Here is a 23,282-nt window from a genome sequence, read left to right as displayed (position 1 = left end):
AATAATAATTAATTCACAATTGACATGATGAGATTGTTTTTGAAATCACCACAAATAATTGGGGTTTGTTGTTTGTCTGTATAGTCTCTAACATTTTCTCTTGTGAAGGCAAATGCTTCTGAAACCGTAACATACAAGTCTTTATTTTTATCCGCTTGACCATATAGTGCATTGATCAGGAAGTAACTAAATACTCCTTGTCTTTTTGAAGAAGCTTCAACCGATGTTTCTTCTCCTTTAGAGGATAATATGAACACCTCGCCTTTATCAATATCTGATAGATTCTGATAATGCTGAACTGGAGCGTCCATATTTGCAATTATAGTTTCTGAATGATTGGCTTTATCTGCAGCTAAACTTCCAGAGTGACAAGCATCAACAATACAAAACTTATATTTTGCTTTACTTTCTTGCATCACTTTTTTCACAAGAGCATGTGTAACTAAACCAGGTACTACCGGGATATCTTCATTGCCAACTGTTTCGTAATATGGTTTTACTGTCGCATCACAATCCTGGGCTACCAAATGTTGGGTACTCCCATGGCCTGAAAAGTAAAAATAAATCGCATCTTCTTCTCCTGCCTGAGAATACAGTTCTTTCAAAGACGATTCTATTCCATTTTTAGTAGCGTCCTCATCAATTAAAAGAATTACTTGATCTTCCGGGATGTTCCCACCTTCTTTACTTTTAAAGAATGCATACATCTTGTAAGCATCATCGTTGGTGTAATTTAGTCGTAACTCCTCGTCTCTATAATTAGCAACACCCACGATCACTGCCCAATTTTTATGATTTTTTCGGGCAGCACCATTTACTGCTTCAATAGTCTCTTCCACTACTTCGGGTTGAATTTCTTCAACCTGTTGCTGTACTACCTCCTCATTCTGAGGATTTTGTGTTGGTGATTGCGTCGTTTGTTGTTGTGAAGGTGTAATACCATTGGCTCTCTGCCATCTTTCGTATTCACTTTCGCTATTTGAACGCCAATCATGTTCTGCTTTTTCAGCCGCAGCCTTCCAAGCCATATAGTCACGGTCCTTTTGGTTTAACCAAGTTTGAAAAGAACTCTGAGCTGTCAGGTAAGAAGTAGATAGAATGAATAGAAAGAAAGATAGTAAATGCTTTTTCATTGGAGTAAAGATTGTTGTGGTGTAAAACGAAAGAAATACTTCACTATTTTCTATCAATAATGAAGTATGTCAAATCATATTATTCTGTTAATGAAGAATCTGGAGATTGATTAATAAAGTTGCTAGCACTGTTTGCCCACTCTTGGTTGGCTCTCGACTCTTCCACTGCTCTTTCTAAGGCTTGTCTTCTCGCTCTAGCAGCACCATCTTCGTCGATTAAGAAGTAAATTTCAAAACGATCTTTTGTTTTTACAGCAAAGCTTTGCTTTAGAATCCCTGATAAATTAGAAGAAATTTGCTTCTCATAAGCGGCATAAAATTTATCCATCGCACCTTCTTGGCGAGCAGCATCCAAACCTGATTCTGATACCATTTTACCTTTTAGAAAGCTATTCGCTAACGTGGCATATTGTACTTGAGCATTGTTTGTTGCATGCTGTATGCAAAGGTTGGTTGTTGGACAGTTTTCAGAAACTCCAATAGTCTCTTCGTATCCTTCAGCATCTAATTTTGCATAGTGCTTTTCTAATAGCACTTCCAAAGAACGAGAAGAACCAATTACTTCTGCTTTTTCTTTTTTGAAATATTTCAGCTTCGCTTTGATCTCTTTCTTTTGAGCTTTAGACTGAGCTATAGAAGTTTGGGCGGCAAAGACCATCAGTAACATTACTGAAAGTGAGGTAAATAATCTAAAAGTTTTCATAAAGTTTATTCTACTATTATTGAAAATGAAATCCCATTTAGGGTTTATCTATACTAAAAATTTTGAATGATTGTTGCTTAAAAGTCGGCAAGACCAAACACTTCCCCATTAGCATTTTTCTCAGGCTGCCATGTTCTGACATGGATCATTGGCTCTTTGATAGAAGTTAAATCTACCATTAGGAACAAATACCCTTTATCGCCATAGTTGTTAGAGAAATAATGCTGCTTGATCTGAATACCATAAATTGGCTTATCATATCCTGCCTTTTTGATTGTACTGTCCTCGAATTTTAAATTGATAAATTCCTTTCTTTGGAATTGGTATTTTAGTTTCCCGATATATTCCGCTTTCGTCTGTTTATTGTACTTCACCACCGTATGATCACCGAATCTACTTTCAGGACCATTCGACTTTTTCACAATGTTACCGACAATGATTAGTGCATCATCAGAGAATATCGAAGAGATATAATCTAATCTTTTTAGTGCATATGCAGTTTTGTATTGCTCCATAAAATGGATGATCAATTGTTTTTCTTCTTTGGGCCAGTTCTTTTTGCTTAAGATGTCTTCATAAGCAATTTTACTTAACGCAAAGTTGACATGATCAATTTTCCCATTCACATCAAAGCCAAAAACTACATCCTCAATAAACTTTCTATTGTTTCTAAATGAAAACGACATCGGGACGGCTCTCACTTCAGTAACATCACCTACTTTAAAAGTAGTCACATCGTCAGAGGGTAAAATAGAGACACTACCATACGAAAAAAGTCTTTCTAAAAAGTCTTTCCCTTGTGGAGTACAGATTTCAGATAAAGAGGTAAAGTCATGATTCTGAGATAACTTAATTGCTTTTTCTACTATATTCTGATAGTCTTCTGATGCCACGACATCAGAAAATTTAAGGTCTTTTGTCGTATTAGTAGTTGGTGACCCTGGCTTTTTGACTACTTCTACTTTCTGCTTCTTATTGAATTCTATGGGCTGATAGGCAGATTTAAATGGAATACCTTTCACTTTTGAAAGAACATCTTCCACTTCTCTATCCATCTTTGCTTCTTTCTTGCACATATATTCAATCTTGATCTTAGAATTTTCTTTTGATTCAGCCATAGGGCCCATAAATTCTAAGATTCCTCTTCCATCTTTTGCCGAAACGATACTTGACCAATCTCTTCCATCCCAATAGGTATAATCAAGGTTTTGTACTTCTTGATCTTTGTAATACACTCCTAGATGAACAATTTTATGATCTTCTTCAAGTTCGATCTCTTTTGTTTTAAAGTCGATATCTTCAAAGATATCATCCAATTGTTTTGGAAAATATGTCATCAGATTTCTTTCCTGATAATCTATTTCGGATTTGTATGTGAGCTCATTAGCATCTGGATGTGATCGAGTAAGAATCATACCCCAGTAGTAATACCTTACTGCATCTGCAATTTTTAATTCTTCTAGATACTTATCACCAAAATGAGCAAACTCTTTGATTTTATTGTAGCGATTCGTGAAGACTTTTGCCACATCTTCTCTTTTGATATATCTAAAGACTTTAGCATCTGGCTCTTCCCCAAATACGATACGTTCTGCATTGTTCAGAGTGGCACTAGAGTAAGTGTTGACTACAGAAGAAACATTCTCCTTTAGTTCACTTCCTGTACCATAACAAGACTGCGTACTAAACTGACTTTCTACAGATAATGAAATCTGTGAAATCAAAGTTCTCAAAGCCTGTTGATCGGCTTCGTCGGTTGTGATCCCCATTCCTTCACCCCACATATATACATGTTGGGCGGCTTTTATTTTTTCTATCTGCGGAGTTTGAGCTTGAGTAATAGTAGGCACAAATAGAAGTAAAGAAACACAAAAAAGAGTAAAAAAACTTGATAAAGAATTCAAAATAATTTTGCCTGTTAAAAACAATAGTAACTAAACCAGTGGATAAATAACACTGTGCAAAACTATTGATAAAAGGATTAGAAAACAAAAATAAATTAACATTAATCGAAATATTATTTGTTGTATCTAACTTTTAATAACATTTAAATAGATATTTAATATAATTTTAATTAAAATATTATTGCATCAATATCTCTATAAAATATGTGTTTTTTTGAGCGTATTACATTGGCTTATAGATACATCTGTACTTTGTTATATCGCTAAATCGCAATCACAAACTCTCGTAAATTTTCTTCTGCCGTCAACTCCATTTTTTTCTTAATACGGTAAAGACTTTTCTTTACTGCTTCAGGGCTCATATTGGAAACTGTAGCAATTTCTTTCCTCTCCATACCCACTCTTAGGTAAGCGCAGATCTTTAAATCTCTTTGTGTAAGCGACGGATATCTTGTCTTCAGCTTATCGAAAAACCTTGGGTGAACTTTCTCAAACTGATAGGTAAAACTTTGCCAGCTATCCTCACTAAGATTGAGTTTTATTGTCTTCTTAATTTCTTTTATTTCTGGAACTATTGTCTCATCTACTTTGCCAGATAAAGCAGTAATCTGTTCATTCAGTTGTTCCAATAATGTATTTCTTTCATGGGAGAGCATTGTAGTAGTCGCCAATTCTCTTTCTTTCAACGCTAATGTCTCTTCGGCCAATTCTTTTTCAGAGATTCTAAGCTCATTGATCTCCACATTCTTCCTCACTAAATTCAGATTGGCTTGTTTTTTTAGTTGATAAGAACGGTACAACACAAATAGAATAATAAGAATTAATACTACACCCACAATAATTGCTTGTAAGATAATTTGCTCTCTGGCCAACTCATTCTGAAGGTTTTCGAAAGCCTGTCTCTTTTCCATCTCCAAGCGTTCCTTTTCCAAAATAAGTTTTGACTTGTATTCTATTCTAGCAATCTCATTGGCTCTTTCCTGATTAAAAGTTTCAGATTTCTTCTGATCCAATATTTCCAAGTAATGCAATGCTTCTCTTATGTTCCCTTGTTTTTTACTGGTCTCATACATCACATCGTAGTAGTTTCTTTCAGAACCTTCCGACAGACTACCATTGGAAACCTTAAAGGCTTCTTTAGCATATTTTTGTGCCTCATTGATTTTCCCTTGTTGCAAGTAAATACTACCCATTGCCAACAAAGAATTGGCCATCATCCCTTTGTATTTATTCTCTGACAGGGTCAAAGATTTTTTGTAATTCTTGATGGCTTGGTCATAGCTATTCTTTCTAGCATAATATTCCCCAAAAAGATGGTACCCCTTTACCAATCCTTTCACATACCTGACACTATCAAAGGCTTCGATGCCTTCTTGTACAAATTGATATCCACTATCTAACTCCTGCAAATGAAAATACACCTCCGCAAGAGACAAATCCGTTTGACCTAATCGCTTGGTATCTCCAACACTTTGATAATAGGTTCTAGAAGTAAACAATAATGATTGTGCTGTAGAATAGTCATTGATGGATTTATAAGCACCCGCTCGAATTCTATTGGTATACTGTTTCATTTTCTCATTTTTCATCAAATGGAAAATATGATAAGCATAGTTTAACTCCGCCAACCCATCTACCGGTTCATTGTTATCAATCAATAAAATTCCATGACTCAAAGAATGGTAACCCATTCCCAATGTATCTTGTGCCAACTTAGCCATTTTAGTGGCTTCACCAAGACAGTACAAAGCAGAATCGAGCTGTTTTAATTCTTTATAAATGATAGAGAGGTTTCCATAATTAAATGAACCTCCTTGTGGATCGTTGTATTTATTATAGAGTGCCAAACTTTGAAAGTGTGCCCTTTTGGCTTTTTCAAGTTCACCAATTTGTGCATAGGCAATACCTAAATCGTTAATCCCTTTGGCTTGGATAAGTGCAATTTTAGCATCTAATGATTCTGAAGAAATCTCTAGCAAATGCTCGTAAGCAACAATGGATTCTTCTTGTTTGGATTCGTTCTCTTTCAACTCCCCCAACATACGATAATAAAGTACTTTTGATGGAGTATCTTTTTCAGAAATTTGTTCTGGAGAAAAGTCCTTCAATCCCTTTTTTACGGCCTCATATTTATTGATGGACAGTAAGGAATCCAATGTCAATAACTGTTCAAAAATAGGCTCTTGTGCTGACTGTGCATAAAGAGGACAGCATAGGATACAGGAAGTAAAAAGTAAATAAAAAAATAGTAGAGTTTTTTTGATAGTCATCATTTCGAAATAGTGTATAAAATCACAGCATTACTTGCTTTCAAAAGTATTCATTTTCGATGATTTTTTAAAAAATTCACATTTATTTATGGGTGTCCCCCCTTTGTCCCCCCTGTTTTTTAGCATTTACAAGCGATTCCTCCCACATTTGTATCAGATCGAAACAGCCGGTCAATATTATTTGCTACTTAAATATTACTTTTCATCTATTCAATAAAATGCGAATCAAGCTAAGTATTTTTTTAGTTCTAACTATATGTCATTTCGGGGCGAAAGCTCAAAGCCTTTCTACCAATTCAATTATTTCAATAGATAGTTTAGAAATTTCTACAGCTACTATAGACGGGAGTTTATCGTATGCTATAACCGAAAAACAGTAAGACTTTTCATTCAAATACTATCTATTTCTAGATTGTTAAAATAAGTATTGATATACTAACTACTTTATTTTTTTATGGCTTATTCAGTGAATTAAAATCGAGGGGGTATCCCCTCGTTTTTAGCCATACTTCTTCACTTAAAGATTACATATAAAGCAGACTTAAGATATTTGGAAAATTATATTTCCATCAAGAAAACAAAAATTGATACAGGTTAAACATGCATAAGGCGGGAGATTTTTTCTCCCGCTTTTGTTTTATTATAAAGTTGTTATTCTTATCAAACATCAAATGTTAATAACTTTAATATATTACTCTTTTTTTTTTGATTTTAATCTATGTTATTATTTAAATCCAGACGAGCATTTATATTTACTCTATTCTTAGCCTAAAGAAAATGAGTATCATACATGTCTATACAAAATAACACTTTCAAGAGTATTCTTGATACCCTTTCTATCTCTTCAAAAGAAGCAGTAGTTGATGGAAATAAAAACTCGTTAGAATATGACCCGATAAAGAAGTACCTACACGTTAAAAGGTTTGTTGAAGAGGTTTTAACAGAACTAGTTTTACAAAGTTTTGAAACTCCTTTTTCTCAACTTATTTTAATTTCTGGTAATGTTGGAGATGGTAAGTCACATTTATTAGCTCGTCTTCATGAGCTTTACCCTGAACAGTTAAAAGAATTCAAAATTAAAAATGATGCTACAGAAAGTCAGAGTGTTGATAAGTCTTGGAAACAAGAACTAGATGAATTTCTTAAAGATTTTACTGATCAAGCATTAGAAGAAAAGGAGAGTATTAATCGTAAAGCAATATTGGCGATTAACTTAGGTACATTAACTAATTTCCTAGAGGATTATCAGAAAGATGATAAATATAACAAACTTCAAAAGTTTGTAGAAGAATATAACCTTTTAAATAGTTCTTTTCAAGAAGTCAATATTCCCGAAAGTTCGCCTTTTCAATATATCAATCTTGCTGATTATCAATTATTCTCAATAAGAGAAAATCCTGATGAAATTAAGTCGAAGGTAATTTCAGAGTTATTACAAAAAATTACTTCAAAAAGTAACGATAATCCTTTTTATCAGGCTTTTAAGAATGATTATGATAACAATGAAAATAAATATAAAGATCCTATATATTATAACTACAATTTTATCTCTGACAAAAAAGTACAAGATATCATTACAAAAGTTATTTTAAATGCTATTATTAGTGATAAACTAATTGTTCCTGTAAGGCAGTTATTGAATTTTATTTTTCAGCTAATTGTACCAACAAACCTAGCATCTAAAAATAAAAATCAAATTGCTAGATCAATTAAAAGATATGACATCAGGGCTTATATTACTAGTCTTACTCCTTTTTTAATCTTTAATAATGAAGATGCATTTATTTTTAAATCAATTAAATATTTTGATCCTTGTAGAAATAGAGATTCAGAATTAGATCAACATATCTTTAAGCTAAGTAATAAAGAACAAATTGAATCAGTTTTTAAAGATAATGAATTAATCCTACCTGAATTTATTAAGGAATTAATTCATAAGAACTCTGAGAAATTAGGTTATAAGGAAACTAGGGCAATAATCAGACTATTTACAAGATTAAATTACTTTAGAAAGTGGGAACCTAAACAAGTAGTTAAGGATTATATTATAATGCTATACTACAGCTATATTAATCCTCAAAATCCAAAAGCTAGAAAAATTATTAAGAACATTCTAATTGGCATATACAATTGGAATGGAACCTCTAATAATAATACTCACATTAATATTGAAATTGGGAAAAAGCAGAACGAATATAAAATAAGTCAAGAATTAAAAATTATTCCACATCTAATAAAAAATGGATGTCTAGAAAAAGATGATGAATTACATCGATTTTCTCTTTCTTTAAAGCTAGCTTTTAAAGCAAATCGAGCTGAAATATTTGAAACTGTTATTGACTACAATTTATTTGAATTATTATATAAAATTGGTCAAGGATATAGACCTAACCGAGAAGACAAACAAAGGCATTTAAGCTTTGAATTGTTTATCAGACATATATCACGGGATGCTGGTAGAATGAAAGATCTTACTTTCCAACAAATCTCTGGCAAATCAAAAGAGCGATTTAAGCTTGGTTATACAGAAGGATTAGGTTACGAATTTTCAAAAGAAGACTAAAAATGAGTTCAAAATATTCAATTAATTACGAGAAATTAAAACAGTCATTTAGCAAAGGACAAATAGATAAAGATGAAAACGGGATATATGATTTAACTGGTAAATTCCAACATTGTAAGGGTAGATTAATTAAGGCTTTTCCGTTTGCAACAGATGCAGCAGGATTAAATGATAGTACAATAGACCTATATACATTTAATGGTACTGTAGGTAATCTTATTAGAACTGCTGAAAATTTACCACAAAAAACTAAAGTTAAATTAGATAAAGAAAGTATTCTATCATCTATAAAAGAAAGAGATGATTTTCAAGGCATTGAATCTTTAGACATTCTTCTTGATAATATTGAAAAATTATTATTTGAAGAAAATGGCGATATTTTCAAATTCGATTATAAAGTATTACGTTATTTAAATTTTCTAAAGGAAAATGCTAAGCTTAAAGATATTTCCAATTATACTGTAGGTGTGCTATTGGGAAATGATGAAGAGTTAAAGAAAATAATTGCAAAAACAGATACTCCTGCAAATGAAAATTTACTTTACCGTTTAGTATTAGAAACAATAAAGGAGGAAAGTGAGAAGGAAAAATCTAAGAAAACAGATAGTAAATTAGAAGGTTATTATGAAGGTAAATTAACTCAAAATTTACGTAAATTATTTGCCCAAGATATATCTATTCTATCTGAAGATGAAAATTACTTCATTGATAATATTCACAATTTATTAAAGTTTTACTTCTTTCAATTTGTATCTCAACTCGCTATACAATTGAATCAATTCTTCTACGATGAAGATGAAGACACTGTACCTAAATTATTCTTTACACTAAAATGGGAGAAAATATCAAAAAGTAGGTTAGGTATTATAAATGGTTGGAAACTCTTAGATAAAAATGTTGAAACTCTTTTTGCTCATGCAAATACTTTAGAGTTTTTAAATACAATTGAATGGTCAAGTGATAACAATAAAATTTATAGCGATATAAAAAGTGAAATAGATAGTTTAGATGATTTTGAAAGGAGCAAACTGAGCACATCTATTGACGAGATTATCGACAAATACAAAAATAACTATGTTGATGAAGAGAAGTTATCTAGGAAATGGGAAGAAGTAGACCTAACTCCTGATACTGAAAATGACATCTACAATAGAATAATTACACTTTATAAATATATTCTTTTCCAATTCCAAAATAGTCCTAGAAATTCAGCATTTAAAGCATATAAAGGATGGTTTACTGAATTTTGCAAAGTTAACTATTCTAAAAGAAGAGGTCAATTAGGTTTCTCTTTAAGTATTGATAAAAGTCTTTTACTTCTTCTCACTGATTTAGCTGTAGGTTCAAATAATAAAATTCTTTTAAAAGAACTTTGGGATGAGTTTGAATTAAGAGGTTTACGTTTTGATCAAGAATCAAAAGCTGAAATCATCAAGTTATATGAAGAAATCAACTTGATCGAGAAAAAAAGTGATAGTGGAGATGCTCAATATATTCAAAAACTTAATAAATAGAAATTCTAATGACTACGTCTAATATATATAATTATTTAGCAGAAGGAATTGTTGAGTATTTTAAACGATTCACTCTAACTACAGGCCAATCTTATCAAGCCCAATTTGAGCTAACTAAAGATGTAAATGGTCTTTATAACGCATTAAAAGAAAAAGGTAATTCACATAATATTTTTAGTGAATTTAATTTTGGTGAGTTTAAAAGTTTTATATTAAAATTTGAATCTACTTCATTATTAATTGCAGCAAATATTAATGGAGTAAATGAAGACTACCTAACAGCTCTTAGAAACTATATTAAATCTCAAGAAGGTGAATTTAGTGGTCTTTCAATTCTATTTATACATAACACTCAATTAGATAGTATCATTGGTGGAGCTGCTAATATTTCATCAAGTGGTTATCCATTAAGTTTAGATTATGTAAAAGAAAGAATTGAAAAATCTGTTTCGGATGATGATGAACAAAATTCTACAATAACAAAGTTCGAAAAGAAAATTCTATCTGAATTACTAAAGAACCAAGATAAAGAGATTGGTGATATTAGTAGATCAATATTCGACTATAGTATATATCTTGAAATATTAGAAAAAGGTCAAATTTCTAATGAAGACTATCCCCTTCTTGGTCTTTTTAAAGACAACTCAATTATTAGAGGTAAAGTCAATGAGAAAGAAATTGATAAAAGAATAAAGGAAAATCAGAAAGTTTTTACAGAAATTAGAAATGGTCATCAATACGGAAATATTGATTCTGTTGTTGAGAAGAAATTTGATGAATTAGGGCAGAAAAAGTTAAAAAATAAAGATACCTGGCAAGATGTTACTTTCGAAGATGTGGTAAAATCTGAAGAAAGTCGTAAAAATATTGAAGGTATACAATTCAGACCAAATGATAAAAATATAACTACAGACAATTTAAAATGTAGAGATATTGAAGATGGTACTTCAAAAGCAAAACAACGTACAAGAAATATCTTCATCTTTAATCCTGATCATCATCAAAATATTCAGTATGAATTATTGTTTGATAAAAAACCTAACCAAAAGTTTATTAAACAAGATAAAGATAATGTACTAAAGGCAGAAGTAAACCCAACTGAAAAAAGCCTAGTTATTAGTATCTCATTGAATGATGCAAGTATTGCTCAAGTCGGCAATAGGATAGAATATAATGAAGTTGAAAATGGTAAGACAATTAAACACATTTTCAAGTTTGCTGTCCTTCCTTTTGATCAAGAGGTAATAGAGGATCAAATAAGTACTCTTAAAATTAATAAGAATGCATTAGAAATATCTTCTGATAGTGATATCATTATCAATCCTAATCATCAAAGAGAAAGAAAAGATGTAATAGTATCAAATCAAAAATATTTAGTTGAAGAAAATGAAACTTTATATTTAAGACATGGAGATGAAACTCATTCTGATACCGGTAAATTAAAGTTTGATGTAGAATATGGAAATGCTCAACTGAGCTATCTTCTGGTTTTAGCTGATTTAAAACCAAAAGTAATTAGTGCTTCAAATGTGATTAATACTAAGTTACAATCAAAAGATCCTTTTCTATATTCTGAACGTATTGATTCTTCTAAAGAAAAATTAGTGCAAAGTTTAGAACACAATTTACATAAATACTACCCATCTGAACGATTAAAAAAACAACTAACTCAAGAGTTCAAAATTTTTATTCAACATAAAGAAAATAACCCAGGTTACCTTTCTTATAATGAAGCTCTTGATGGTAAAACACTTACTGCTACTGACCTTAAAGTAGATGAAGAAGTAAAGCTTGCATATAAAGCTCTAATAGAATATTTCAATAAAAAGTCTAAAAAAGATAAATATCTATTACCTTCTCTTACTGTAATTGATGAAGAATTAAAAGAACTTTATCAAACCTATTTAAAAGTTATTCAATCCTCTTTAGATGGTATAAAAGAAGGTGATGAATTAAACCTAGAAGAAGAAAACTTATTAAAAATTGGAACAATTATAAGTGAAGACAGAGAGAAATTTATAAAATTCACTTCGCTTCACCCACTTAATGTTGCTTATCAACTTCTTTTAAAAGAAAACGTAGATAGTGATCTACCTAAAGAAATCATCTCAAAACTTAATAGTGATAACCTTTTACCCTATTTAAGAGGTAAAAAGAATACATTTTATCATGTGATAGAGAATGAAGATTCTATTCTTTGGAATCACTATGTAAAGGAAGAAACTGAAGGACAAACAGCCACTAATCGTTTTGTCCCAAAATTACTTCAAGAGAAGATCATTGAATTTACTGACCATTTTTCTTTCCTTTTCTTGGATGCTAATGCTCCTATTAAAGTAAATCTAATAAATCAAGGAGATTGTTCTGAGATTTTACTAGGTATATTTAGATACTTCAATTTCTTAATTTCAAAAAGAAATAAAACACCTGAAGATATTTCACCTATCGATTTCACTATTTATGGTTCTGACGATTATATTACGAAATTTGAGCAATTATCTAAATATGATAACCCTGAACAGATAAAGAGTGTATTTGGTATCGATTTATTCTCATCACAGAAAAAGATTGATGCTTACGAACTTTTAAAACTATATCATAATAAAGTAAATTTCTTTACTAAGAAGAAAAGTGATACTTACGAGTATGCTCATATCTCATTCTATCAATTTATTCATGATGAAGGCAATCTTAGTGATGTTAGTTACGCACACAATGAGATGGATAAAATGGATAGTGGTTTAAGTTTAGGAGGGGTATTATCTGAAACTGCAACAGCTTACGATGGAGGCGCATACTGGTCAAGTTACGGAACTAAAAAAGGACCAAAAGAGAACTCAATTTCAAAACTGAGTACATCTTATAATCAAGTGGCTAATGTTCTAAATAGCCCAAATAAGTTAGAGTTTAATAAAACAATTGCACTAACAATAGATAAAGAGGTTAAGGGTGAGTTAGAAAAAATCTATGAAAGCTCTCAATGGACAACGTTTATTGACCCAAAGGTAGATCTATCATTCTTTAAAGAGGACAATAGTGTAGTAATAATACATTACAGTGATCTTTACACCTCTAATAGTGGCTATGATGCTATTACAGTAACTAAGAAATGGGAACAATATAGAGATGTTATTCTTAACTATCTAAAGAAAAATCAATTAGAGGTTAATGAAGATGATACTATTCCTATCATCAATATGTTCAATGCTATTAATGGAGATTGGCTCCTAAAAATTGCAGCACACAACCAAAGGTATCAAATGGACAAAGAAAAAATTAGTGTCCTAAGTGCTGTAAAAGAAATGATGGCTATTTTAGAACACCCAAGTATCACTTGGGTACCAATGTCATTAGAAGAAATCTTAAGAGTATCTGGTAGTGTTGCCCTGCCTCAAAACAGTTTGATGTCTGTAAAAAGTCATGGGAAGTCAGGAATGTATAGCGATGATTTATTAATGGTTGGTGTAGAAGAAACTTCAAATGGTATTGAACTATACTTCCATCCCGTTGAAGTGAAAATTGGAAAGACTAATCAAGAGAATAAAGCATTAAAACAAGGAGCAAAGACTGCTGAGTTTTTTGAAGAAGTTTTAGGTGGTGACAACTTCAAAAATAAAGTCTATCGAAACTTCTTTGCTAAACAAATCATCACTATTGCTGATAAATTAAGACTTTATCAGGTATGGGAAGATTATAATGAAAAGTGGAAAAACCTACACGAGCTAAAAGGTAAGCTTTATAATGATGAATTTATAATCAGTCAGAATATTAATGAGATAGTCGGTAAATATTCCGTTTTATCATTTAAAGCTAATGATTCGTTCCAAGCTAGGTCAATCAAATTAGATGATGATGCCTTAATTATTGAATTATTGGAATCTGATGGTCTAAATGATCTAAAAACAACAATGGATGATCTAATTGAAAGGTACCATGATGATGAAGGAGATTGTTCTATTCATTGTACACTTCTTAGAAAAGCATATTCTATTGATAAAAACCTTTCTGGCTTTGAGGAACACGATATAGAAACTACTTCAACTAGTGATTATGTAGAAAAAGAAACAAATGATAATGAATCTACACCTTCACCTACATTAGTTGAAGAACCTATAATTACAGAACCAATGAAAATTTTATTTGGTACAAAAAGTAATACCAAAGAAGAACTTTATTGGTATCCAACATCTACTGATAAAGTAATGCATACTAACACTGGTATCATTGGAACAATGGGTACAGGTAAAACTCAATTCACTAAATCTATGATTTTACAATTGAGTAAAAATGCTGAACAAAACGTTGATGGTAAAAAAATTGGCATCTTAATCTTTGATTATAAGGGTGATTATATCAAAGAAGATTTTACTAAACCCACAGATGCTAAGGTATACGAATTGTACCATTTACCTTATAATCCATTAGCACTAGCTGTAGGAAGTACCACAAAACCAATGTTACCTTTACATACAGCAAGTGCTCTTGAAAATACAATATCTACTGCTTACAATTTAGGCAATAAGCAAAGAAGTTTCTTAAAAGAACTTTTAATGCAAGCGTATGAAAATAAGGGAATCATAAAACATAGAAGAGATACTTGGGAACAACCTTCTCCTACTCTACATGATGTATACCGTATTTTTGAGGAGCATGAAGATTTTGCACAAGACAGTTTAAATGCAGCTTTAAAGGAGCTTTATGATTACGAAATTTTCGAACCAAATGGTAAAAATGCAACTCCTCTATTTGATTTGATTGATGGTGTTACAGTAATCAATTTAAGTGGTTATAGCCCACAAATTCAAAACTTAGTTGTGGCAATTACTCTAGATCAATTCTACTCTCAAATGCAAAACAGAGGTCACAGTAAAATTGATGGAAATTTCAGACAACTAAACAAAATGATTTTAGTGGATGAGGCTGATAATTTCCTTAGTAAAAACTTCGAATCACTAAGAAAGATACTTAAAGAAGGTAGAGAATATGGCGTAGGAACAATTTTATCTACTCAATTCTTAAATCACTTCTCTACAGGTGACAATGAGTATTCAAACTATATCCTTACTTGGATTATACATAGAGTAAACGAAATAAAAGACAAAGAAGTATCATCACTTTTCGATCTGCCAAGTCGTAATGATAGAGATGACTTAATTGGTGTAATTAAAGGACTTGAAAAACACTATAGTATTGTAAATAATGCTGGTAGTGCACCAATTAAAATTAGAGATAAGGCATTTTGGGAGTGGAATAACAATTAATAACATGAAATTAATAAACTCAATTAGTGAAGCAAATACACCTCAAATACAAAATGAGGTAAAAAACTTATATGATTTAAGAAAAATTTATAATGAAACAAATGTAGAAATCCCAAAGTTTCAAAGAAAATACGAATGGAATGATGAGGTTTTACAAGACTTCATTAATGATATTTTCAATGTAGTTGAAGGGAACAATTACAGTAATAGCCATTTTTTTAACTCAATGGTTGTTATTGAGACTAATAATAAACGAGTCGAAATAATAGATGGTCAGCAAAGAAGTATCTCTACTTTTCTTTTATTTTATATATTAGAACAGTTATTTAACTCTAGTCATTTTAGCATCAAAAAAGAAAAAATAAGACTATTAAACCTTGATAAATACAAGAATCTAAATCTAGATAAAACAGAAAATGTTTATTTAAGTTCCATCAAAAATGATAGCAATAGTTTCAAGGTAAATAGACTTCTCCGAAAAGATGTTTTATCATATAAAGAAATTACTCCAGAATATATTTTTAACATTTTAAAAATATTATCGAAGGACGAAGAGTATAATAATCTATCTAAACATTCAAAATTAGATGAAAAAACCTTTAATGATATTTCATCTAATTTTGACAAATCAAGTGATGTAAATTCTACTTTTTTAGATAATATTGAATTAATAAAAAAATCTAATTCTTCTATCGAGGAGAAAAAAATATTCTCACTTGTAAATTGTATTTTCTTGTGTAAGGCAAATAAAATTTACAAAAAAAATATTTTAGAAGATGAGTTCTTTGATAATTTATGTAATTCAGAAATTGAACAGGCATTCAATGAATCACTGATAAATTGTAAAAAAGAGTACTTCAATTCAAACAAAACACCATCAGACCGAAATATCGCTAAGTTTAATGATTCAAAATTCTTATATCGTATTCTTCAGTTTTTCATCGTGTTTGACGAAGAAAAAACTCTTAAATTCTTCAAAACAAATAAGAAAGATCCTTTCTATACTATTAAAAATAATTTAAATATTATTCTTAATAATATAGCACATAAACACAACACTTATAAAGAATATTTCATCAAACATCCTGATAATCTTGAAAATGATGAAAATTTCATAGAAGAAAATATTAATGATTACTCATATGATGATTATTTTATTGATGCTATTAAAAAAGGATTAGAAAACTGTCAATTTTCAAGTGTTAAAATTACTTCAAGTGATAGAAATACAGCTATAGATTCCGCCTTATCTGCATTCAAAAGTATTAATAGTACTGGACAAGGTTTAAATGTAATTGACATCATTAATAGTGACTTATTATTAAAAGGTAAGGATATAGATGATCAGATTAATCAGTTTCAGATTGATTTGATAAAGAAAAATCAGTTATTAAACTTTAAAACTGATGATGCTATTAAATTTTTCTTATCATTTCATCTTAAGAAATATTCTAAAGCAGACTTATATAGATCCTATCAAAAGGTAATAAAGAACCTTGATGACGACCCTATCAAATTCATTGAAGAATTTAACGAGTTTCTTGAAAATATCAATTCAATAAACGATGGTATTATAAGCTCAAATTATTCAGCATCACTTCATGTATTAAGTAGATATGCTAGAAAAAATAAAACTTTATATCCTGTATTAGTTCGTATTATTAATTTAAGTAATGATAATGTTAATTTTGAAGGCAGACTATCTTTAATCAATAGTTTATTATTTTATTTAGTTAGGTATACTGTAACTGAAAACACAAAAGGTTTAGTTCCAAAATTCGAAGAACTTCTTAGTGCAAAGGATAATTTTTACGAGTTAGAAAGTAAAATTAAAGAATGTTTTGAACTAAAAGATGACCAAGATTCTAAAATTGAAAGAGCTTTCATCGATAGTGATATCGACTTTTATTCTAGAGGTGAACTTGGGCGTATAATTAGTATATTACACGAAGGTTTCCTTAGATTTAATAACGATAATGACTTCAATAAACTAAAACCAGATTTTAATATTATTTGTGATGAAGGGGAATTAGAGCCACAAGTAGAGCATATATACCCTCAAAGTAAAAATAAATCATTAAAGGGTTTTCCTGGTAACCTAACAATTTTAAAGAAACTGCATAATGGAAAAGCAGGTAACCAAGAATTTTTCAAAAAAATCTCATATTTATGGGATAGTCAATTATTTTTAAATCGTAAAATTGTAAAACACAACTTAGATATCTTTTTTAAGAAAAATAAATTTAAGGTTGATTATGAAAAAATCTCTTTAACGGGTAAAGGCAAAGATAGATTACTTAAAATACCAATTGAAGGTAAAGACAATATGGATATAACTCAATCATTTACTTTTGATAATTTAGACTTAGAATATTTGATTGGTAAAAAAAATAAAAATGGAAATAACTTTATAGAAGTTGGAGAACTTAGTAAAGAGAAAATAAAGATTCTAAAATCTAAAGATATATTTATTAATTCTTTGAGCGTTTTTAACAATTCAGAAGATTATAGTACTTCTACGCTTAACACAACTAAATGCCTAAGTGATAAAATAAAATAGAAAAATTTAGCCTCATTATCTGAGGCTAAATTTTATATAAAACAACTAGCACAACCATCGCCTTCTGCATCAGAAAGCTCATCTAACCAACTAGCGTTAGATGTTGTGCTACGCTTGTTATCTTCACCAAGTACAGCATCTTGCCAATCTGTACTTTTATAGAGCTTTTCATAAGCTCTTTTTTTACGTTTAAGGTGTTCTCTTTTAATCGCCTCTACCCTTTCAGGTTTTGCTAGATCATCAAGTGTTTCTCCTTCAATCCAAGAGTACCCTTCTTTTTCGTAAGATTTTGCCTTTTCAAAAAGCTTGGGGTGATTTTCTAATAACCATACCCACTCAATTTTTTGTTGATAGAAACAAAAGAAACATCCTGATCTACTTCTGAAGTATTTTCCTTTTTCACCATCAACTACATAATCTAGAGGTTTATAATAACCAGGCAAATCAACCGCACTTTCCTCTATTAATTGGAATATGTCATTTCTTACAAGAATTTCATTATTCTCAACTAAAGGAAATTCATCCAATTGTCCAACAGGAAGCTCTGTAGTCTTTAGATAATCAAAAACTACTTTATTAAATGCTTTGATATCAATATTTAAAAGAGCTTCGACCTTTTGTTTCTTTGAAAAAGCGAAATTCAATTTCTTTTTAAAAGTCTTTACCGCTTTCTCCAATTTAGTCCCTTCAAGATACTTTGGGTAGTACTCTAAAATTTGCTCTTCATTTTTAGCATCAAGTACTCTTTTGATAACATCTTCACTCCAAATATTTTTTCTAAAAGGAAAAATAGATTGAATATTCGGTTTTGTAGAAATATACCCTTCACGATCTTCATCACCCCTGATACCAACATAAGAGATAGTTGGTACATCACCAATCCAATTTTCAAATGGATCAAGCTTCATTTTTTTTGTACACCATCTCATATTTTGAGCGGGTAGCAAACCACCATATTGGGCTAAGAAATAATCAAAAGCACTTTCAAGGTTTTGATTTGAGAGGTCAACAGAATCTAATTGAAGAATATCCTTATTCAATTCAATTTGTAATTGATCTATCAATTTATATGTTTCTTGTAATTCCCTACCGGTATCACAAGTATAATATTGCATGTCTAATTTTGGGTAAAGCTTATTCAGGTATATTGCCAAAGCAGCACTATCCTTTCCGCCTGATATCCCCAATAAATGTCTTACATTACTCATTATTTAATGTCTCATTTAAAAGTTGAGCTAATAGGGCTTTACGTAATTTAAGAGATAAATTAGATTTATCAATAATTGATTTAATCTCATTACGGTTTTCCTCTAATTCTTGACTTTGTGAGTTTGAAATAATAATGTTTTCATTTTCACTAGAACCATCTTCTCTAGTAATCATTACATTATAAATCTCTTCATTATTAGATACATTACCCAAAGATTTATGTACAACTACTAATTGGTCTAATTTGGTTATTAATTTAGGTAGAGTCGTTGGTAGATTTTCTAAATCTTTATCTGACGCTGATTTAATATTTTTACCTAATAATAATCCCATTAATCTTGAAAGGTAGTCTTGAGCAAAATCTAATGGTTGTATGCCATACTTATAGAAATTAAAAAGTCGGTTATCATTTTTGATTCTCTGTAAATCAATTTGTGTATACCTACTTTCAAATAACTCTCTGTATTGTGGGTATTGAATATTTTTAAAACCTAAAGTAGATAAAAAGTTCTCTTCAAATTTCTTTAGTTGACTCTTTTCAAAGTTAATTAACTCTTGAATAGCATTAGAAACCTTCTCTGTAAACTTATCACCTTTACCTTCTTTAATTAATGTATTTGCATCAAAATCAAACGCTTCTGGTATTGTGACAAAAAGAGCAGATTCAGGATCTTTTGCAGTTGAAATTGCATCTCTGAATCTTTTGGTAGGTGATGATAGAGCTTGTGTATTTCTTGTTAATTCTGGTAATTTTCTATAAAGCTGAATTAATGGAACAAAAGTATTAATCATTAATTCTGATGTTGGATTGTTATCAACTTCTTCTGAATTAATAATACCTCTATATAAATTAAAGACATCTAATCGATCACCTGAGAAATCAAAAGCTTTAATAGCATATTTTCTAGGGTCTTTATAAACAAGGTCCAATAACCTTCTATCAATTACAGGTACATATCCCCCTTCATTGAAAAAGGCATACTTATCTTTATTAAGAATTAAGAAAACAGGTAACCAAAAATCAATAAAACCTTGTTTTAGTTTAAATGGTTTTGATTTCAGCCTATCAATAAATTCCGTTAAAGGTAATCTTTCATTTTTTGCATCCTCTAAAAATTCGATTGAGAATTTCCAAAGACCATATAATGGAGAATCTTTCTTAGGTATTTCAATTATATGACTATTTTTATTATACAAACCTGTGTTGTATAATAAAGACATAAAAATTGATTTCTCGGGAGGAAATTTTTCAACAGGAAACCCTAATAATTCTACACCTTGATTCTCAATAAATGCATCAATTAACTTAATCTTAGCTGTAGCAATTGCAGCACTAATCTTATGCTTATTAAACAGATCATTTCTTAGTACTGGTGTCTGAGAATAGATAGTATTGATAACTTCTGAAAGTAAACTATTTGAAGTTCTCAAAGAGTTTATATCTCTTTGTTTTCCATTATAGAACCAAATAGTTTTTTCATTGCTGTATAACCCTTCTTTTACTTGTGAATTCAATTTTTGTAGCTCAACAATAGAACGATCATCAAGTTCTCTTACAGCAACTAAGTCATCAGAATGTTTCTTTCTAAGGTACTTTAATTTATCTAGCTCATACAGTGTATTTAATATCTCAAAAGTATCTTTATACCAGACAAAAACAGTATTTGAATTCTCTATTTTTGTCACTTTCTTCAGTTCTTGTACTGAAAGATCTTTGTTAAAGACTAAATTAATATACCCATCAATTTCTCCTTCAGCTACTATTTCCGATTCAACCTTTTTAGATATAACATATTCAAAGATTCTCGGTGTACCTGTTCGATATTGAGCTGCTTTAGCAAAAGTGTATGAGAATGTAAAATACTCTTTAATCCTAGATACTACATCCTCTATTTGATCAACTTCTTGAGATGCATTTAATAATTCTTGCTCAATGTCTACATCTGTACCATCAACAAAAACATATCGAGTAGCATAGTTTACATATCTAATAATATGCTTTCTTTCTAACTCTTGAAGAATTTCATCTGCATTATCTATGCCTAAAGAAAGGTTTGCATACGACATTAAAAAGTCATAGTTAGCATTACCCCCTTGATGCATAAAAATGTTTACTAAGCCAATAGCTTTTACTAAACTTAGTGCATTTTTTATAAACTCCTGAGAAACCCTACTTTCAACTTTTTCTAAAGCATATTTTAAAATATTCCACTTTGTTAAATTAGGATTAGACTTTGTCCATAATGCTGTTTCATAATGATCAGCAAGATAATCATAGACATTAGCTAAATTATAAAATGGAACATTGAAAGTTGGAAAACGATAGACACTATTTGAATCATCTACATCAAGGAATGTAAATAATGATCTTTCATTTTGGCCATATCGTTGTAAAGATTTTACTAATACCTCAGCTGAAAAATAGTCTAAAGGATAAATATCTCTAACTAAATCTCTATTGATCTTATCGTTCTTATCTGTTACTTTATGGTCCGATAAGAGATTAGTAATTTCATTTATTTTACTTTCATCACCTTCAAAACGATCTTTTAAACGGTGAGCTGATAAAAACAAAAGTTGTTCAACAGGTTCGTTAAAAACTAATTCTTTAATTCTACCTTTTACTTTATCCCACTCTTGTTTTTGTTCAAAAGTAAGTCCTGATGCGTAGCTAGAAAAGTTCTGATGCAATGTTGTAATAAACATTGTATTTCTTGTTCTAGTGTTACAAAATTCAGCAACCTGTTGGATAAAGTAGAGTTCTTCACTTGCGTTATGACTAGCTGCATATTCTAAATACTTGCCAAATTCATCAACCAGTATAATTAGACCTATGTTATTTTTCTTAGCTCTAGCATATACTTTACGTAAAGCATCAAATACTTCTTTATCAGTAGCTTCTAATGGTAATTCAAAATATTGAATAAACGACTGTTTAAAAGAAGCTGCTTCACCAACAAATTTGATAAATTCGAAACTATCAACAGGCAAAGAACTTAATTGATCACCAAAGAAATTTATCTTATTTGTAAGGTTCTTTTCAAAAGCCCAAGCAAAAGTTGATTTACCTGTACCATATGAACCGATTATATTAAATGACTTAACACCTGAGTTAAAATTCTGAATGATTCTATCAAAGATATTTTTTGTGTTAGGAGTAACAATATATTTGATATCAACATCAGTATCTCTAAGAATATTAGTAGATACATTAAAAGTGTTTTGTACTAAATTATTTTCCATTATAATACTCCTCAAGGATAGAATCTTTATCTAGGTCTTCTTTAATTTGTAATTGTTTTAAACCACCATCTTCAGTATAAACAAGGTGTCCAGGGTATAATTCACATAATTCATTTATTATTTGAAAGATACCGGCTTTAGTAATAGCAAATGCCCCTCCTATTAATCTTTCAATATTTTCCATATTAATAGAACGTTCTTCACCTACAAAATCTAATAAGCAGTAAAGAAATAATAGTTTAGGAATCCTTTTTCCATCAGTAATGTTTAACTGATAAAATGAAATTCCATTTTCAGTTCTTGGTATTTTATAAATTAACTCTAAATCCAATAAAACATTAGAATACTCTTCCTCAATATTTGTTTTTTTGGTCTTTTCGACCAAATAGTTTTTAAAACAAACTCGAATATCCTTTTCTAGAGATTTCAAATTAAGATTGAAGTTATCTTTCTCTAGTCTTAAATTAAGATATTCTTTCAAAGAGTCTACAGTAAACTCTTTTTTCTCTTTTCTATAATCAACAAATAAGATATGATAAATAGATGCATATTCTTTCTTAACGATTAAGTATTGTAATAACCATAATGTACCAATATCTTCAATATAAGGATCAAAACCATCATCAGAAAACACCTTCTCACCAATAGTAGTTACTTTATTATCTTCTGTCATTAATCCAAAAGCCTTCAACCAAAAACTAATAGATGTAACCATATTTTTTCCTACACCTAAATCAATAATAGATTCGTCTGAACTAAAGGCTTTTTCCAATAACGCATAGTCAACTCCTTTCTTAAGCCATAGAGCTCTACAACTAAAAGTATCATGACCACTAAATTTATATCTCATCTTATATTTTTTTCTTAACGACAAACATCAAAAATACAACTATATTCGTAGAAATACATCTTATATTTAGAA

Annotated in this window: 11 protein-coding genes; 4 read left to right on the top strand and 7 right to left on the bottom strand. The window is 30.2% G+C overall.

Going from position 1 to position 23,282, the window contains the following annotated elements; translation table 11 throughout:
- Positions 1-8: 8 nt before the first annotated feature.
- From HGP29_RS11925 to HGP29_RS11910, 4 genes are all read right to left on the bottom strand, one after another.
- Complete coding sequence (locus HGP29_RS11925; protein WP_168882633.1) at positions 9-1,133, bottom strand: caspase family protein; 1,125 nt, start codon at positions 1,131-1,133, stop codon at positions 9-11.
- 79 nt (positions 1,134-1,212) lie between these two features.
- Positions 1,213-1,836 carry a hypothetical protein gene (locus HGP29_RS11920; protein WP_168882632.1) on the bottom strand — a complete coding sequence of 208 codons (624 nt, stop codon included), beginning with the start codon at positions 1,834-1,836 and terminating at the stop codon, positions 1,213-1,215.
- 77 nt (positions 1,837-1,913) lie between these two features.
- A complete protein-coding gene (locus tag HGP29_RS11915; protein ID WP_168882631.1) occupies positions 1,914-3,686 on the bottom strand; it encodes an LPP20 family lipoprotein in 1,773 nt (590 codons plus the stop codon).
- Between the two features lie 317 nt (positions 3,687-4,003).
- Entirely contained in the window at positions 4,004-6,013 is a 2,010-nt protein-coding gene (locus tag HGP29_RS11910; RefSeq protein ID WP_168882630.1) for a tetratricopeptide repeat protein, read from the bottom strand.
- 787 nt (positions 6,014-6,800) lie between these two features.
- On the opposite strand from HGP29_RS11910, the gene dptF reads away from it, so the two are divergent.
- Genes dptF through HGP29_RS11890 form a run of 4 tightly spaced genes read left to right on the top strand, consistent with a single transcriptional unit; the run spans position 6,801 to position 17,908 of the window.
- On the top strand, positions 6,801-8,573 hold the full coding sequence (gene dptF / locus HGP29_RS11905) for a DNA phosphorothioation-dependent restriction protein DptF (protein ID WP_168882629.1): 1,773 nt from the start codon (positions 6,801-6,803) through the stop codon (positions 8,571-8,573).
- 2 nt (positions 8,574-8,575) lie between these two features.
- On the top strand, positions 8,576-10,087 hold the full coding sequence (gene dptG, locus HGP29_RS11900) for a DNA phosphorothioation-dependent restriction protein DptG (RefSeq protein WP_168882628.1): 1,512 nt from the start codon (positions 8,576-8,578) through the stop codon (positions 10,085-10,087).
- 8 nt (positions 10,088-10,095) lie between these two features.
- Entirely contained in the window at positions 10,096-15,348 is a 5,253-nt protein-coding gene (locus HGP29_RS11895) for a type IV secretion system DNA-binding domain-containing protein (RefSeq protein WP_168882627.1), read from the top strand.
- A gap of 4 nt (positions 15,349-15,352) precedes the next feature.
- Positions 15,353-17,908: a GmrSD restriction endonuclease domain-containing protein gene (locus HGP29_RS11890; protein ID WP_062618077.1), complete on the top strand. Its 2,556-nt coding sequence runs from the start codon at positions 15,353-15,355 to the stop codon at positions 17,906-17,908.
- A 32-nt stretch (positions 17,909-17,940) separates the two neighbouring features.
- On the opposite strand, the gene HGP29_RS11885 is transcribed toward HGP29_RS11890, so the two are convergent.
- Genes HGP29_RS11885 through HGP29_RS11875 form a run of 3 tightly spaced genes read right to left on the bottom strand, consistent with a single transcriptional unit; the run spans position 17,941 to position 23,210 of the window.
- Positions 17,941-19,116: a phosphoadenosine phosphosulfate reductase domain-containing protein gene (locus tag HGP29_RS11885; RefSeq protein ID WP_168882626.1), complete on the bottom strand. Its 1,176-nt coding sequence runs from the start codon at positions 19,114-19,116 to the stop codon at positions 17,941-17,943.
- Positions 19,109-22,360, bottom strand: a complete 3,252-nt coding sequence (locus HGP29_RS11880; protein WP_168882625.1) for a hypothetical protein — start codon at positions 22,358-22,360, stop codon at positions 19,109-19,111. The genes HGP29_RS11885 and HGP29_RS11880 overlap by 8 nt, the downstream gene beginning before the upstream one ends.
- On the bottom strand, positions 22,350-23,210 hold the full coding sequence (locus HGP29_RS11875) for a DUF4007 family protein (RefSeq protein ID WP_168882624.1): 861 nt from the start codon (positions 23,208-23,210) through the stop codon (positions 22,350-22,352). Before HGP29_RS11875 ends, HGP29_RS11880 begins: the two co-directional genes overlap by 11 nt.
- Positions 23,211-23,282: the final 72 nt, after the last annotated feature.

Source organism: Flammeovirga agarivorans, from assembly GCF_012641475.1.
GTDB lineage: Bacteria > Bacteroidota > Bacteroidia > Cytophagales > Flammeovirgaceae > Flammeovirga > Flammeovirga agarivorans.
Note: the sequence above shows the minus strand (reverse complement) of the source record. Positions and strands in the feature narration are given on the sequence as shown.

What these genes read in the sequence shown, in the direction of transcription:
- HGP29_RS11925 (WP_168882633.1), bottom strand. Translation starts at nt 1,133, where the DNA reads ATGAAAAAGCATTTACTATCTTTCTTTCTATTCATTCTATCTACTTCT.
- HGP29_RS11920 (WP_168882632.1), bottom strand. Translation starts at nt 1,836, where the DNA reads ATGAAAACTTTTAGATTATTTACCTCACTTTCAGTAATGTTACTGATG.
- HGP29_RS11910 (WP_168882630.1), bottom strand. Translation starts at nt 6,013, where the DNA reads ATGATGACTATCAAAAAAACTCTACTATTTTTTTATTTACTTTTTACT.
- dptF (WP_168882629.1), top strand. Translation starts at nt 6,801, where the DNA reads ATGTCTATACAAAATAACACTTTCAAGAGTATTCTTGATACCCTTTCT.
- dptG (WP_168882628.1), top strand. Translation starts at nt 8,576, where the DNA reads ATGAGTTCAAAATATTCAATTAATTACGAGAAATTAAAACAGTCATTT.
- HGP29_RS11895 (WP_168882627.1), top strand. Translation starts at nt 10,096, where the DNA reads ATGACTACGTCTAATATATATAATTATTTAGCAGAAGGAATTGTTGAG.
- HGP29_RS11890 (WP_062618077.1), top strand. Translation starts at nt 15,353, where the DNA reads ATGAAATTAATAAACTCAATTAGTGAAGCAAATACACCTCAAATACAA.
- HGP29_RS11885 (WP_168882626.1), bottom strand. Translation starts at nt 19,116, where the DNA reads ATGAGTAATGTAAGACATTTATTGGGGATATCAGGCGGAAAGGATAGT.
- HGP29_RS11880 (WP_168882625.1), bottom strand. Translation starts at nt 22,360, where the DNA reads ATGGAAAATAATTTAGTACAAAACACTTTTAATGTATCTACTAATATT.
- HGP29_RS11875 (WP_168882624.1), bottom strand. Translation starts at nt 23,210, where the DNA reads ATGAGATATAAATTTAGTGGTCATGATACTTTTAGTTGTAGAGCTCTA.